The organism is Paraburkholderia sp., from assembly GCF_035501035.1.
In the GTDB taxonomy this organism is placed as follows: Bacteria; Pseudomonadota; Gammaproteobacteria; order Burkholderiales; family Burkholderiaceae; genus Paraburkholderia.
This window is the reverse complement of the sequence record NZ_DATJWR010000320.1, coordinates 1-14,833: the sequence shown is the minus strand read 5'-3', so window position 1 is coordinate 14,833 and position 14,833 is coordinate 1. Positions and strand designations below refer to the sequence as shown.

Sequence of the window (14,833 nt, the reverse complement as noted above, 5' to 3'; positions counted from 1 at the left end):
AATCCGAGCGGCCCGCGCACCAAGGGCCGCGCGCCGAGCACGCGCGCACGCACGATGCTGCCGCTCGTGCGCAACGCGCTGCTCGTGTCGATTCTCACGATCGCGGGCATCGTCACGGCGGCGAATCTCGGCATCAACGTGACGCCGCTGCTGGCGGGCGCGGGCGTGATCGGTCTGGCGATCGGCTTCGGCGCGCAATCGCTCGTGACCGACCTGATCACGGGGCTGTTCATCATCATCGAAGAGACGATTTCGGTGGGCGACTGGATCGATCTCGACAACGGCCATGCGGGCACCGTCGAGCATCTGTCGATTCGCACCGTGCGGCTGCGCGACGGGCAGGGCGCGATTCACGCCATTCCGTTCTCGCAGATCAAGATCGTGAAAAACCTCTCGCGCGATTTCGCGTTTGCCGTGTTCGAGGTGCGCGTGCCGTTCGCGGTCGATCTCGATACGGTCACGCGCATGATTCGCGAAACGGGCGCGGAGCTCGTGGCCGATTTTCGCTACCGCCGCGAGATTCTCGGGCCCGTGGAAGTGTGGGGGCTCGACCGGTTCGATCCGAACTGGATGGTCGTGAAAGGGCAGATCAAGACGCGGCCGCTGCAACAGTGGAGTGTGGCGCGCGCGTTCAACGCACGCCTGAAGCGCCACATGGACGAAGCCGGCATCGAGATCCCGGTGCCGCAGATGCAGGTGCACATGTCGTCACGCAGCGGCGACGTACAGGCGCCATACGAGACAACGCCCGAGCCGCCGCACGAGACGACGGCGCGCGCCGCGCATGGTCATGCGCATGCGCATGAAGAGCGCGCGAGCGGTGGCGTTGCGCGGGACGCATCGCACGAGCCACGGCCCGCGCCGCCTTCGACCGCCGGTCCCGAAGGCGCGCCGCCGCAAATTCCCACCGCAGGCAGCCGTGGCTGAATGCATTCTCCATCTGGCGGCACAACGTTGAGCGTGACGTCGAGATAGTTCGATTCCGGGGTCATGCTGGCTCGCTGCGCGCCGGGTCAGTGTTCGATTTCATTCGGATTGCTTATGAGTGGCGATATCGCGCCGTTCAGGCGATGGAGCAGCGGGACGCACGCGCCGCCATTGACCTCGCGACCGGTGCGCTTGCCGCCGCCATTGCCTCAATGCACCGCATCCGCCTTTTCGCGCGCCAGCGGCAGCACGTCGTTGACCTGCGTGGCGATATGCTCGCCCGGCACGCCGTAGATGTGCAGCGAGACGGCCTGCGCGGCGCTGCCGTTGGATAGCCGATGGATATTCGCGCGCCCGCGCCCGCCGAAGGAAACCGCGCCGCTTGCGCGCGGATGCGAGCGAACGACGTCGGCGCCCTGGCGCGCGTCGTCCCAGGCATAGCGCGTTTCGGTCAGCGTGCCCTCGAGCACGGCGTAACCACACCAGGTGTGGTGGGCGTGGATCGGGCTGGCGTGGCCCGGCTGCCAGACGAGCGATGCGACCGTGTAGAGGCCCCGGCTGTCGGTGGCGATAAGGTGGCGCCGATACGTGTGCGTGCAGCCTTCCCGTTGCGCGGGCGTGACCAGTGCCGGGTCGGCGAGCGCCCGCGTGAGCGCCTCGCGGACCTCATGCGCGAAACGGGCGCAACGCGACGGATCGGCGGGCGTCGCGCAGGCTTCGAAGGCGGCGTCGAGCGCGGCGCACAGGCGTGCGACGGCGAGCGCATGGTGCTCCGCGGTGTGGACGGCGCTCAGCAGGGCGAGTTCGGCTGGGGCGTACATGGCGCGTTCTTCTTTGAGTTTCGATAAGAAGATTTATAGCCGCTTGCGTCGAGAAAGAGTTTCCCTATTCTTTTGCCATTTCCCTATCATGTAGAATAAATTTCTACGCTTCGGGGAGGCGGAAATGGATCTCATCGACAGAAAACTGGTCGAGCTGCTGCAGCAGGACGCCACCATGCCGGTCGCCGAACTGGCGCAGCGCGTCAATCTCTCACAAACGCCGTGCTGGAAGCGCGTGCAGCGCCTGAAGGAGACCGGGGTGATCCGCGCGCAGGTCGCGCTGTGCGACCCGCGCAAGCTCGGCGTGGGAACGACGGTGTTCGTCGGCGTGCGAACGAACCAGCACACCGAGGCATGGGCGCAGACTTTCACGCGCGCGGTGCAGGACATTCCGGAGATCGTCGAGGCCTATCGCATGAGCGGCGAGACCGACTACCTGCTGCGTATCGTGGTGTCCGATATCGATGACTACGACCGCGTCTACAAGCAGCTGATTCGCGCCGTGCCGCTCTTCGACGTGAGTTCGAGCTTCGCCATGGAGCAGCTCAAGTACTCGACGGCGCTGCCGGTGCGCAGCGGGACGTAGAGCGGGACTGGCGGCACCTCGCGCGCGGCATCCGCGCCAGCGCGCTGCTTGGGCCGCAAGCCGTCTGCAAGGCGCTGCGGCGTAGAATGCCCTTTCCTCTCACCGTTTTCCTTCAAGGCTGGGCACGACCGATGAACGAACCGCGCAAGAAGAACCCCACGTTCGGCGTTGCCGTGCTGATCGTCGTGGTGGTGCTGTTCGTGATCGGCACCGTGCTCTTCAATGCGCTGCGCGGCAAGCACGAATACGACGAAAGCGTCGGCGCGAGCGCAGCGAATCCATCGACGAGCGCAACGGCGAGCACGGCCGCCTCGCAAGCCGGCAGCTCGACGCAGTGACGTAGCCTTAGCGGCACCGCCTTACCGCAGCGACGCACGGTGCACACCGCGCGCTTCGCTCCCCACGCGCCTTACTCTTCCGGTAGCCGGATGATGCTCGCGTCCCGGCGAATCAGCCAGGAGGCCGCGATCATCTGCTTGCACTGGTGGGCGAGCAGCTTGATCTCCTGGGCGAGTTCCGCCGAGGCGCCGAGCGCGCGTTCGGCCTCCACCACCATCGCATCCAGCTCGCGCGTGAATTGCTTCGTGATGTCGGCCTGATCGGCGGGCGCGGGGGTGCCCGCCTCGGCGGCGACGAGGTTTTCGCGCACGCACGAGAGGGCGCGCTCGAGCGCGTCGAGCTTGAGCGCCGGTTGGTCGGGACGCGCCGTGCTGCGCAGCAGCGGCGCGGTGGCCGTGATCTGCGAGGCGAGCACGTGGCTGCGCACGAGCAGGTCGTTGAGCTCGGGCACGAACTTCTGCGCGGACTTTGGTTCGAGCATCATGCGCTGGAACGCCTGGCCGAGATTCGCGAACGCCACGTGCACGTTCTTGCGCGCAAGCCGGTAGCGGAAGTCGCGCGCGAGCGAGGGCGCCGCAGCGGCGGCGTTCTGCGCGGCCTGTGCGGTGGCCTTCGCGCCGACCGCCGCGACGGGCGAGCCCGGGGCGCTGCCCGCGGGCGCTTCGTCGAGCGCGAGGGCCGCGGCGGCGAGGGGCTCGTCCACGACACTCGCAGCGCGCGCCATGCCGCCTTTCACGCCGCCAGCCGAGCCGCCTGCGAAACTGCCTGCCACCCCTCCAGCGTCTGTTGCTGCCGTCGCCATCGCGTGGCCCGGCACGCGCGCGCCGGCCTCGCTGATCGTAGCCCCCGCAAACGCCGGCTGCGGCGCGCTCGTGCGCCCGCTCCACCACCAGCTCGCCTCGAGATAGCTGCGCGTCGCGGCGATCATGTCGTGCACGAGCTTGCCCATCAGCCGATATTCCCAGTAGGGGAACAGATGGCTCGCGGCGATCGCGATCATGCAGCCCACCACGGTGTCGATCGCGCGCTCGCCGATGATGCGCATGCTGCCCGGTGCAAGCAGATGAAACATCAGGAGCACGTAAGCCGACGTGAACACCACGCTTGCCGTGTAGTTGAAGAGCAGGAGGCTATAGCTCATCACCATCGCCGCGAACATCGAGACGAGCAGCACGAGCGGCTGCTTGACGAGCAGGATCAACGCGATGCTGGCCACGCAGCCGATCAGCGTGCCGACGATACGCTGCGCATTGCGCTGGCGCGTGAGCGAGTAGCCGGGCTTCAGAATGATGATGCTCGTCATCACGATCCAGTAAGCGTTCGTGAGCGGCAACAGCCGCCCGAGCCAGAAGCCCACCGCAACGGCAATCGTCACGCGCAGCGCGTGGCGAAAGCTCGGCGAGGCCATCGTGAGGTTCGAGAAGATTTGCAGGAAGGGCACACGGCGACTTGTCACGAAACGTGTCAGCGCTTCGTCGATGCGCAGCTCGGTTCCGGTCGTCGGCATCTCGCTCGCGAGGCTGCGGCGCATGCGGTCGATCAGGCGCGTCGCGCTCCAGATACGCCGGAACGAGGCCGAGATCGCCGCATAGGCTTCCGGGTCGGTGGCGGCCAGGTCGCGCTTTTTCAGCAGCTCGAGCTCGTATTCGATCGCGCGCAGCTCGGCTTTCACGTTGACGCTCGCGCGCGGCGCTTCGTTTTGCAGCACAGCAAGGCCGATATCTTCCAGGTCGGCGGCGGCCTTGCGGATCAGGTCGCGATAGAACACCAGCAGGTCCGAGCCGCCGAAGGTGTTGCGCACGAGCGGGTAGTCGGTATGCGCGCCCACGAAGAGCTCATGCAGATCGACTGTGTTGATGAAAAGGTTGAAGTGCATCGCGCGGCGCGCGTCGATCTTGCCGGCCTTGAGCCTCGGCAGGTTGCGCAGCACGATGTCGCGCGCGGCGTCCTGGCGCTCGACCGCCGCGATCTGCTTGGCCACGAGGTTGCGGTAGCACTCGTCGAGATCGTTATCGAGGTCGAAGAACTGGGCGCGCGCGAGCAGGTACTCGGCGCAGGCGAACACGCTCTCCGCGAGCGCCTGCTGCTCGATGCGATCGAGCATGAGCCGGCTCACGAGCGTCGACCAGCCCGTGTACCAAAGGCCGCCCAGCAGGATCCACAGCGCATTCACGAGCGCCTGGTGCGGCGTGAAGTGCTCCTCGAGCGTCATCACCATCATGAAGAGGGTGGCGAAGCTGATCTGCGGCCAGCGGTTGCCGTACACGACGATCAGCGAGAGGACGAAGGTGAGCGGCACGACGGTCGCCCAGAGCGCCACCGGATTGACGGTCGCGAGGCCCGTGGCGTAAGCGGACAGGAAACCGATCACGCTGCACGCCAGCATCTCGTTGCGCTTGTACTTGAGCGGTCCCGGCATGTCGACCACGCAGGCGCCGAGCGCGCCGGTGGAGATCGTGAAGCCGAGCTCGCTCTTGTGGAAGGCGAACAGGCACAGGACGGCGGGAAGCGAGATGCCGACCGCGATGCGCAGACCGCCGTAAAAGTACTGGCTATAGAGGAATTTTCTGATTTCTACCGAGTAACGCATCGACTGCCGAATGGTTCGAGAGCGGACGGTACGCCGCGGAGTGTGGCGCTGAGTCTAACTGATTTCGGGCGCGATCTGACCGTCTGCGTATGCGGGCTTTCCCGTGCGTTCCAGCGGGCCGCAGCCGGCTGCCTTCGCGCTGGCGCGAGCGCGTGGAACCCGTGCTTTCAGTCCACGCTGAGCGTGCTGGCGTCGCCGAGCAGACCGTGCGTGCCGTGTATGCGCCGCATGCGCGTGCGATACCAGAGTGTCCAGGCCATCAGGCCGCCGAACACGCCATAGCCGATGATCGGCGACATGACGAGAAAGCGCTCGACCGGCCAGATGGCGGCAAGCCAGGTGCGCACCACCGAGTCGACGCACAGCCCCCCGCCCCAGACGATCGTGAGCAGTCGCATGGCCGAGACGAAGCTGGGGTTCTCGTCCCAGAGCCGCTCGAGGCGTGCGACACCCTCGCGTGTTTCGCGTGCGACCGTGGCCCGCGTGAGATAGAACACGAGCGGGCGCTTTGCCAGCAGCGAGAGCAGGAAGGTGACACCGATCGCGCCCGAGGCGAGGCATTCGCGCATCAGCAGCACGCGCGGGCTGCCGCCGAACGCGACAGCGAGCAGCGAGAGCACGATGCCGAGCAGAATGACGGACGAGAGCGCATCGACGCGCCGAAAGCGCACCAGTTCGACGATGCTCCAGAGGAGCGGCGGAATGGCCGAGGCAACGAGGCCGCCGACTTCGCCCCAATGCGGTTCGGCGAGACGGTAGGCGACCCACGGAAGCAGCAGGTTGACGGCCAGTTCGGCGACGAATGCTGGACGCAGCTTCATGGGATGCGTGCTCCTGAGAGGGCTTCCTGCGGGATGACCGAAGTATCGTTCAAGCGCCGCGCGGCAGCAAACGCGAGTCGTGGTCGAGCGGCGCTCGAGGTGCGGTCGTCGAGCCGCGTTGATGCATCTCGCGTACCTGCCGGAGCCCGGCTCGCGGCACGCGCGGCGCTATGCGAAACTGCCGCGTGGGCTGCCCGACGCGGCCCGCTTTCCTTCTTTTCTCTCATGACCGCTCGCGCTCCCATCCCGTTGCAGGAAATCGAACTCGTCGCCGTTCGCGCGCAGGGCGCGGGCGGCCAGAATGTCAACAAGGTGTCGAGCGCGATTCATCTGCGCTTTGACATTCGCGCGTCGTCGCTGCCCGAGGTGCTCAAGTTGCGCCTGCTTGCGCTCGCCGACCGGCGTATTTCGCGCGGGGGCGTCATCGTCATCAAGTCGCAGGAATACCGCACCCAGGAGCAGAACAGGGAGGCGGCGCTGGCGCGTCTGGAGGAACTGGTCGACAGCGTGAGCGTGACGCGCAAGGCGCGCGTGGCGACGCGTCCGACCCGCGCCTCGAAGCTGCGCCGGCTCGATGCCAAGGCACGCCATGGCGAGACGAAGGCGGCCCGGCGGCGCGTTTGCGACTGAGCCTGGCACGCCGGCGTGCCGGTTCGTTCATGCATTAGCCTCGCGCCACGGCTGCCCGCGCGGTCCGTGCTCGGGCGGAAAGTCGGCGCATAGCACGTGCGTCGCGCCGCCGAAGTCGAGCGCGATGGCCGCGGTATAGCAGAGTTCGCCGTCATTGAGCGAGTAGTGCGGGCCCATGACGGCAACGCGTCCGGGCGCGGCGAGCGCGCGCCGGAAATATTCGCGGCGCGACCAGTTGCTGTCGGTGTCGGGGTAGAAGGGCGCGAGGCGCGCGGGCGGCCCGACGCCGGGCGCCGTGATCGAGGGCGCGTGCTGCTCGCCGTGCTCGTTCGCGGCGAATACGCGCTGCGCGTGGCTGCCGCCGAAGATCGCCGCGGCGGCCGCTTCCAGCGAACCGCCGCCGGTGAGCACGCGCGCGCCGCGCAGCATCGCGTGCGAGAGCGCGCCGAAGTTGACCTGCTCGACGATCTCGGTGCTGCGCTGGTAGTCGGCAAAGCGCTGCCACATCGAGTGCGCGAGCGCGGGCGCGGCGGCGCTCGCCTCGCGCACCGAAGCGTTCGGCTCGCCGAACCAGAAGCCCTGCACGAGATCGACGTCGGCCTGCATCAGCACCATGAGCTGCGTTTCGGTTTCGACGCCCTCGGCGAGCACCATCGTGCCCGCGTGATGGAGGATCGAGACGAGCTCCGCGATGAAGTCCACATGACTCTCGCCGCTGGCCGCGCGCTTGACGAGCGAGCGATCGAGCTTGACGATGTCCGGCCGGTAGCGCCAGACGCGATCGAAATTGGAGAAGCCTGCGCCGAAGTCGTCGAGTGCGACGAGGAAGTCGCGGCCGCCAGCGGGCGGCCGTTCGTCGACGAACGAACTGTACTCGTCGCCGCCGCGCTGCTCGAGAACCTCGATCACCACGCGTTCGTGCGGGAAGTCGAATTGTCGGCACAGACCGTCGATGGCCGCCTGCGCGGGGTCCGCGGCGCGCGCGCTGCGCGGCAGCGTATTCAGGAAGATCCAGCCGGTCTCGATGCCTTGTCCGACGAAATTCGCGAGGTGCAGGCAGCGGGCGAGTTCGTCGAGTTGCTGCGCCTCGGCGCCCGCTACACCCGCGAACAGATCCGCCGGCGCTACGGCGTGGCCGGCGGCGTCGGTGGCGCGCAGCAGCGCTTCATAGCCGACCACGCGCTGGTGGGTGATCGACAGCACTGGCTGGAACGCACTCTTGAGCTCGCAGCCGCGCCATTGCGCGCCCCAGCTGTCGCCATGCGGCTGCAACTGGGCAAGCTGGCTGGCGGCCGGAGTCGCCTTCGCATTCGACATATCGTTCGGCATGGCTCGGGATGCGCGGCGGTGCGCGATTCGGGGGCCCGTGGGCCGCGCCAGGCTGCTGCTGCGTGCTGCAGGCGCTCGCGCGGCGGCGGTAGGTCGTGCCGTCAAGTGTACGGACTATCGAAAAGTACTGCGCGCACGTGGCGTGCCCAGCGAGGCGTGGCGCACATATCGATCGTGGGGCGGGAGAGCAGAGCGGCGCAAGCCGCTGGCGCGCGGTGAGCAGGTCTCGCGGCGTGCCGGGTGAACTTGCCGGAACCAACGGACTACGCGAAAAGCTACGAGATGAAGCGGAGGATTGCGAAAGGACGGGAGGCGCCCGCCATGGGCCGGTGCCTCCCGTGCTGCCGGATTTGGCGCTCAGTGCGTGGCGTTGGGCACGTCGAGGATCAGGATGATGGTCCAGTCCGCGTCGCCTTCGTGATGGTACTGGCGCTCCGCCACGATGAACGGCTGCTGCTTGCCGGCCGGGCCGAGGAACAGCACGTCGCCTTCCATCGGGAGGCACTCGATGGGCGGCAGCGCGAGAAAGGCGTCCTGACTGCCGCCGCGGGGCATCAGCTTCTCGATCTTGCGGGAAGCCGCTTCGGTCCATTCGATGTCGAGCTGGATGTTGCTCATTGGGATTCTCCGCGCGTGGGCGCGCACAGGGTTGGGCATGCCGACCGCGTCTATCCTGACCGGGTCGGATTCGAGGTGCGCGACTTTAGCATACCGCGCTCGCACCGCGGCGCGAGCCCATGGCGCACGCGCGCCACGAGCAGCGCAGGGTGGGGCGCGGCCAGCAAAAAAAACCGATGACGGCGCGACCGGCATCGGCTTTATTTCCGGGAAGGCGCTACCCGCGCGGCATGAGCTGCGCGGCGCGGCCGATGTCCTTACTGGGCCTCGGCGGGCTTCTTGTGCATATGCCCGGACTTGTGGTGCTTCATGGGCATTTCCTGTTGCGCGGACATGGCCGCCTGCTGACGCTGCTGCAGATCCTGAGCGCGTTGTTCGACATCTGCAGCCTTTGCCGGATCGGTGCTCATCATGATGCCGTTATCCGACTGCGCGTATGCAGCGCCCGTCAGTGCGGAAAGCGAAATCAGGACTGCGAGGGACACTTTTTTCATCTCTACCTCCGAAGGAGTGGTTTATGGACCCAGCCGGTACCTGTCCAAGCAGGATGGACATCTCATTCTAACGAGCAAATACTCGCCCCAGATGACATCACGTGAGCGCAGCGCCCCGGAGTTACATCTGGTTACATCTGCTGTCGCATATCGGTCACGCTAGAACCATCCAATCATCCTGTAGACATAAAACTGCGCGATCCCTATCAACTCGTGCAGCGCGGTTTCGGCGGAATCGAGGTTGGCCACGCGCGGCAGCAGGCCGCGTTTGACGAGGCGCACGCTCGAGACTGCGGGCAGCGGGTTCATGTCGAAGCGCCGGAAATCGAGCATCGCGCGCCGCATCTGGTACGAGGACGTCACGAGCAGGAGCGTGTCGTTGTTCTCGGCGTGGACGATAGGCGCGACGTTGCGCGCATTCTGCCAGGTCGTGAGGCTCTGGTTTTCGATGACGAGGTCGGCGCTCGGCACGCCCGCGTGCAGCAGGTAGGGCACGTAGTTGTCGGCCTCGGCGCTTGCGTGGTGCTGCGGGTTGCCGCCGGTCACGATCACCCGGCACACGCCGCCCTCGCGGGCGCACTTCGCGTGCAGCGCGGCGGCAAGCGCTATGCGCGCGTAGACATCGGGCTTGGGCACCAGTTGCCCGTCTCGATACTCGGTGCCCCCGCCCAGCATCACGATGGCGGTGCGCGGCCCGAAGCTCATCGGGCCGACTCTGGCTTGATCGTAGGGAGTGCGATACATCCTGGGCTGGGCGAAATCGAGCAGCACCCCGGACAGCCAGCCGGCCGCGAGCAGCCAGAAGACGATGGCCGCGCAGGCAGCGACTCGCCAGCGCGCGCTGCGCCACAGCATGGCTAGCGCAATAAATAGCGCAAACAAAACGAATAGAATCAATTTGGATGAGGTAACGTATTGTTTTCGGGAAGAAGCGCGTCCAACTGCCTTTTGCGCCGCGAGCGTGGCGCGGCGTTGGGCGGGCAGGAAGCGGCGAATTCGCTTTCACGGGGCCCGGATAACCTGCAGTCCCTGCCGCCGCACAGCGTACGGATGGCGCGGGCGCCCACGAGGGCTCGGGCTTTGCCGCTTACGCGGTCTTGCGGCGAAGCCGGTTCGCGCCAGGCTCAATGATCGCAGGACTGCACTTTAAGAAAGAAGTGAGATGACCACGTATTCCAACGAAGCAGTACTCGAAGCGCTGCGGCGGGTGCAGTATCGGCAGGTCCCGTGGGCGCGTCGGCCTGAGGTGTTTCAGTATTTGCGCGATCTCGGCATGATGGATATCGTTCGTCAGCGTACGGTTGCGCCGGCGCCCGGCTTTCATGCGCCGGTCGACATTGCGGTGCTGACCGATCGCGGCCGCGCGGAATTCGCGCGTCTTGAGCGCGACGAGCGCACGGCGCATTGGAGCGCACATCGCGTGGCCGACTATGTCGCGGAGTGCGTGCCCCAAGCCGGCCTCGAAGCCCGCCAGTAGTTCCTCTCCCCTCTACCGCCAAAAAAAAGCCCGCATCGAAAGATACGGGCTTACCGGAATTACTGCTGCCACGCTGTGCTTGATGGCGTAAAGGTAGACCACACGCAAGGCGAGGTGGTTCCCAAAGGCAGGGTATATGCTGAGCCGCGGCTGTATCCGTCTTCCATCAGTAACTGGCAGTTCCGCCGGCGATGTCAATTGAGCCAGTTTCAGTGGCGCTGCGGCTCCTGCCGCTGTGGTGCGTTGCGGCGTGCATTTTCGGCAATGTCCCCGCGCAGGTCGCCGCGCGGCACGGGCCGGCGATCCGCGCCGCTGCGAGACTCGGCAGGTGGCCACGCTCGAGCGCCACTGCGGGGCGCTGACCATGTCGGTACTGGGGCATGCGGTGGTTGGGCGGCAGCACTGAACGACATGAACGACGCCGTCAACGCGAAAAGCGCGAGAGCAAGCAGCGAAACCATGATGCCCCGAATGTGCAGGTTCATGGATTTCATGATGGCTTCCCGTCAATCGGGTTTGCTGACGTTCACGGACATAAGGGCACGTTAACTTAATGTGCGAAAGGATGCTGTAAATATTGGTAAAGAGATGTATCGCACAGGCGCCCGCTTTGTTGTGGACGCAGCGAATCGATGGTCGCCTGCGTGGGGCGCAGAAGGGCGTTGCGTCCGGTCGGACGGACACAACGGGAAAGCCGGAAGGGGGAACTGGCGAGCCGGCAAAGGCGCCCGCACGGGCCGCAACTGCGGCCAGATGGCGTGCCGGGCGCACGAGGCGCCCGGCACGGAACGATTACAGCGTGGGCTCAGGCCATCTTGACCGGCGCGCGCCACGACTCCGGGTTGGTCCAGAACGCGCCGCGCAGGCGGTCGCGGCTCGGCGGTGCGGGCGGCTTGGTAGCCGTTGCGCCGATACGGCCGCGCAACGAAATCTCGCGCCCGTTCGAACTGAGTCGCTTGACGATCTCCGCAAGCGTGCCGTCCGCCTGCCACTCGTCGAAACGGCGGCGGCAGGTCGGCGGCGAGGGGTAGCGGCCCGGTAGCTTGGACCACCCCTCACCCGTCGAAAGTACCCAGAGCACCGCGTTGACCACAGCACGCGCTTCGACGCGAGGCCGTCCGCGCCGCTCGCTCCGTGCCGGTTCGGCACAGAACAACGCCTCGACCAGCGCCCATTCGTTGTCTCTCAAATCGTCGAACAGCATCATGTTTCACCTCAGCGAAGCTATCTCCGGTGCGCTGCCCCGCGCTGCGCACTCTTCATGTACTCCCGACCGGATGCCGGAGTACCAGGCGGGCCCGGATGGATCGATCCGGACTGCGTGCTTCCGGTACGTCCATCGAGCCTGTGCGTGCCTTAATGCGAAAACTGTGCCAGCACGTACGTTCTCGTCTTGAAGCCGCGTGGCGCCAAGCCCGCGCGGGAGATTGCCAGGGGCGTATGAGACGCGAAAACACTTGCCAAGAGAATCGGGAGAATCACCAATCTTGTGCAAGGAGGCCCGTCGGACGTGCGTTTGCGCTGTATTGCTGCACTGCGGCGAACAATCGGCGTCGCGATTCATTTTCGCGTAACGGTATGCGATCGACATAGAATTGCATGAAATCGGATGATTCATGAGGTATGCGGATGAATGTGACGCTGCGGCAATTGCGGGTGTTCATCGAGGTCGCGAAGCTCCAGAGCTTCAGCCGGGCCGGGGACGAAATCGGGCTCACGCAGTCGGCGGTGAGCCGCTGCGTGCGCGAGCTGGAGGCCGAGATCGGCGTGAAGCTCGTCGATCGGACGACGCGCGAAGTGCAGCTCACGGATGTCGGCGCAAACCTGATCGCGAGCATCCCGCGTCTCATCAGCGACCTCGACGACGCATTGCGCGAGATTCGGGAGATCGGTGAGCAGCGGCGCGGCCGGGTCGTCGTCGCGGCAAGCCCCACGGTGGCGTGCCGGCTGATGCCGGAGGTCGTGGCCGCTTGCGGGCGGCAGTTTCCCTACATCACGCTCGGGCTGCGCGACGACGTGCAGAGCGATGTCGTGCGGAAGATCCGTTCGGGCGAGGTGGACTTCGGCGTGATCATCGGTCCCTTTGCGGCCGAAGATCTCGAAACGGAGTGTCTGACCACGGACTCGTTCTGCGTGGTCGTGCGCGGCGATCATGCGCTCGCGCAGCGCGAACAGGTCTCGTGGAAGGCGCTGGACGGCGAGCGCCTCGTGATGCTCGACTATGCCTCGGGTAGCCGCCCGCTGATCGACGCCGTGATGAGCGAGCAGGGCGTGCGTGCGCGCGTCGTGCAGGAGCTTGGGCATCCCGCGACGGTGTTCGGCCTCGTCGAGGCGGGCGTGGGCATCAGCGTGCTGCCCTGGCTCGCCCTGCCCGTGCCGGCGGGCGCGTCGCTGCTCGCGCGGCCGCTCGTGCCCCGCGCTGAGCGCACGGTGGAGCTCGTGCGGCGCCGCGACCGTTCGCTCTCGCCTGCCGCCGAGGCGGTGTGGTCGTTGATCCGCCAGCTTTCCGGTCAGCCCGAAGTACGGCGCTGACGAAGTACGGCATTGAAAAATGCAGCACTGAAGCGGTGCGCCCCCGATTGCCGGCCTCGGCTTCGGTGGTGCGGGCTGCGCGCTACACTCCATGCTTTCCCACAATTTGTGACATCCGGAAATCTCGATGAGCGATCTCGATCCGTCGTCCTCCGTTTCCCTGCCGCGCGACGCGGTGCGTGCGCTGCGCTCGTCGCAGATACGCGAAGTGGCCAACGCAGGGTTCGGCGTTCCCGACGTGCTGCCGTTCTGGTTCGGTGAGTCCGATCGCGTGACGCCGCCGTTCATCCGCGAGGCCGCGGCAGAGGCGCTCGGGCGCGGCGACACGTTCTACACGCACAACCTCGGCATCGCGCCGCTGCGCGAATCGCTCGCGCGCTATGTGAGCGAACTGCACGGCGCGACGCCGCTCGACAACATCGCGGTGACGAGCGCCGGCGTGAACGCGCTGATGCTCGCGGCGCAACTGGTGGTGGGCGCGGGCGAGCGCGCAGTGGCGCTCACGCCGCTGTGGCCGAACCTCGTCGAGATTCCGAAGATTCTCGGCGCCACGGTCGAGACGGTCTCGCTCAGCTATGGCGAACGCGGCTGGACGCTCGATCTCGACAGGCTGCTGGCGGCGCTTACGCCCGACACGCGCCTCTTGATGATCAACTCGCCGAACAACCCGACCGGCTGGGTGATGACGCGCGACGAGCAGCGCGCCGTGCTCGAGCACTGCCGGCGCCACGGCATCTGGATCGTCGCCGACGAGGTCTACGAGCGCCTCTATTACGGCGACGCGGGCGAGCGCGCCGCGCCCTCGTTCCTCGACATCGCCTCGCGCGAAGAAAGATTGATATGCGTCAATTCTTTCTCGAAGACGTGGGTCATGACCGGCTGGCGGCTCGGCTGGATGGTCGTGCCGCGCACCCTGACGGACGATCTCGGCAAGCTGGTCGAGTACAACACCTCGTGCGCGCCCTCGTTCGTGCAGCAGGCCGGCATCGCCGCCGTTGAGCACGGTGAGCCGTTCACGCGTGCGCTCGTCGCCGATCTGCGCGCTTCGCGCGACCATCTCGCGGCAGCGCTCGCGAAGCTGCCGGGCGTCGACGTAAAGGTACCGCGTGGCGCGATGTACCTGTTTTTCCGGCTGCAGGGTGCGCAAAACAGTCTCGAGCTGTGCAAGGCGCTGGTGCGCGATGCGGGCCTCGGCCTTGCACCCGGCAGCGCGTTCGGTCCGGAGGGGGAAGGCTTCGTGCGCTGGTGCTACGCGTGCAACCCGGCGCGCCTCGATGCGGGCGTCGAACGTCTGGCGGGTTACCTGGAGGCGATCGGGGCGCGCTGAGTGCACGCCTTTGCGCCATTTATGCACAGGCATGGCGCAAGGGCGCGAACGGGCACTGTGCCGGAGGCGAAACGCGGCGATGCGTGCCGGATGGCGTCTTTACGCACCGGGCGTTTTTGCGTAATATGGCGCTCAGTCTAGCGATTCCCTGCGGGAATTTCGCTGCTCCGTCCGGCTGGGTCTGGCGCTTTGCCTGTATTTCGGCCCCCCGGTGCGTGCTCCCATCAATATGACCGATCAGAATCGGGCGAGCGCGTCTCCAGTTCCATATCGTCTTTCGTCTGTCTGATCCGGTTCCTTGAACCTGATTTACCTTACTTAGGGTCTGACCTGGCTGCATGA

At 66.3% G+C, this 14,833-nt stretch carries 14 protein-coding genes and 1 pseudogene; 7 read left to right on the top strand and 8 right to left on the bottom strand.

Features of this window, described 5'->3' with window-relative positions:
- Positions 1-927, top strand: a 927-nt coding sequence (locus VMJ11_RS23570; RefSeq protein ID WP_325622291.1) for a mechanosensitive ion channel family protein, incomplete at its 5' end; no start/stop codon positions are given.
- Positions 928-1,136: 209 nt separating this feature from the next.
- Here the strand turns inward: VMJ11_RS23570 and VMJ11_RS23565 are convergent.
- On the bottom strand, positions 1,137-1,748 hold the full coding sequence (locus VMJ11_RS23565) for a cysteine dioxygenase family protein (RefSeq protein ID WP_325622289.1): 612 nt from the start codon (positions 1,746-1,748) through the stop codon (positions 1,137-1,139).
- Between the two features lie 124 nt (positions 1,749-1,872).
- On the opposite strand from VMJ11_RS23565, the gene VMJ11_RS23560 reads away from it, so the two are divergent.
- Together VMJ11_RS23560 and VMJ11_RS23555 are read left to right on the top strand one after the other, a co-directional pair.
- Positions 1,873-2,334 carry an Lrp/AsnC family transcriptional regulator gene (locus VMJ11_RS23560; RefSeq protein WP_091996480.1) on the top strand — a complete coding sequence of 154 codons (462 nt, stop codon included), beginning with the start codon at positions 1,873-1,875 and terminating at the stop codon, positions 2,332-2,334.
- 131 nt (positions 2,335-2,465) lie between these two features.
- Positions 2,466-2,672 (top strand): hypothetical protein, encoded by a 207-nt coding sequence (locus VMJ11_RS23555; RefSeq protein WP_325622286.1) that lies wholly within the window; start codon positions 2,466-2,468, stop codon positions 2,670-2,672.
- 71 nt (positions 2,673-2,743) lie between these two features.
- Here the strand turns inward: VMJ11_RS23555 and VMJ11_RS23550 are convergent, their stop codons facing one another.
- Both VMJ11_RS23550 and VMJ11_RS23545 read right to left on the bottom strand, forming a co-directional pair.
- Positions 2,744-5,263, bottom strand: coding sequence for an FUSC family protein (locus tag VMJ11_RS23550; RefSeq protein WP_325622284.1), 2,520 nt, complete (start codon positions 5,261-5,263; stop codon positions 2,744-2,746).
- Positions 5,264-5,430: 167 nt separating this feature from the next.
- On the bottom strand, positions 5,431-6,084 hold the full coding sequence (locus VMJ11_RS23545; RefSeq protein ID WP_325622282.1) for a VC0807 family protein: 654 nt from the start codon (positions 6,082-6,084) through the stop codon (positions 5,431-5,433).
- 225 nt (positions 6,085-6,309) lie between these two features.
- Between VMJ11_RS23545 and arfB the strand changes: the two genes are divergently transcribed.
- Complete coding sequence (gene arfB / locus VMJ11_RS23540) at positions 6,310-6,714, top strand: alternative ribosome rescue aminoacyl-tRNA hydrolase ArfB (protein ID WP_325622280.1); 405 nt, start codon at positions 6,310-6,312, stop codon at positions 6,712-6,714.
- A gap of 27 nt (positions 6,715-6,741) precedes the next feature.
- Here arfB and VMJ11_RS23535 read toward each other — a convergent pair whose 3' ends face one another.
- The 4 genes from VMJ11_RS23535 to VMJ11_RS23520 all read right to left on the bottom strand — a co-directional run bounded on the left by VMJ11_RS23535 (position 6,742) and on the right by VMJ11_RS23520 (position 10,010).
- Positions 6,742-8,043: an EAL domain-containing protein gene (locus tag VMJ11_RS23535; RefSeq protein ID WP_325622279.1), complete on the bottom strand. Its 1,302-nt coding sequence runs from the start codon at positions 8,041-8,043 to the stop codon at positions 6,742-6,744.
- A 357-nt stretch (positions 8,044-8,400) separates the two neighbouring features.
- Positions 8,401-8,661 (bottom strand): DNA-binding protein, encoded by a 261-nt coding sequence (locus VMJ11_RS23530; RefSeq protein ID WP_325622278.1) that lies wholly within the window; start codon positions 8,659-8,661, stop codon positions 8,401-8,403.
- 257 nt (positions 8,662-8,918) lie between these two features.
- Positions 8,919-9,155 carry a hypothetical protein gene (locus VMJ11_RS23525; protein WP_325622277.1) on the bottom strand — a complete coding sequence of 79 codons (237 nt, stop codon included), beginning with the start codon at positions 9,153-9,155 and terminating at the stop codon, positions 8,919-8,921.
- A 159-nt stretch (positions 9,156-9,314) separates the two neighbouring features.
- On the bottom strand, positions 9,315-10,010 hold the full coding sequence (locus tag VMJ11_RS23520; RefSeq protein WP_325622275.1) for a YdcF family protein: 696 nt from the start codon (positions 10,008-10,010) through the stop codon (positions 9,315-9,317).
- A gap of 307 nt (positions 10,011-10,317) precedes the next feature.
- Between VMJ11_RS23520 and VMJ11_RS23515 the strand changes: the two genes are divergently transcribed.
- A complete protein-coding gene (locus VMJ11_RS23515) occupies positions 10,318-10,632 on the top strand; it encodes a hypothetical protein (RefSeq protein ID WP_325622273.1) in 315 nt (104 codons plus the stop codon).
- Positions 10,633-11,440: 808 nt separating this feature from the next.
- Here VMJ11_RS23515 and VMJ11_RS23510 read toward each other — a convergent pair.
- A pseudogene (locus VMJ11_RS23510) lies at positions 11,441-11,836 on the bottom strand (transposase); the annotation flags it as partial.
- A 425-nt stretch (positions 11,837-12,261) separates the two neighbouring features.
- Between VMJ11_RS23510 and VMJ11_RS23505 the strand changes: the two are divergent.
- Both VMJ11_RS23505 and VMJ11_RS23500 read left to right on the top strand, forming a co-directional pair.
- A complete protein-coding gene (locus tag VMJ11_RS23505) occupies positions 12,262-13,164 on the top strand; it encodes a LysR family transcriptional regulator (RefSeq protein ID WP_325622271.1) in 903 nt (300 codons plus the stop codon).
- 127 nt (positions 13,165-13,291) lie between these two features.
- On the top strand, positions 13,292-14,491 hold the full coding sequence (locus VMJ11_RS23500) for a pyridoxal phosphate-dependent aminotransferase (RefSeq protein WP_325622269.1): 1,200 nt from the start codon (positions 13,292-13,294) through the stop codon (positions 14,489-14,491).
- Positions 14,492-14,833: the final 342 nt, after the last annotated feature.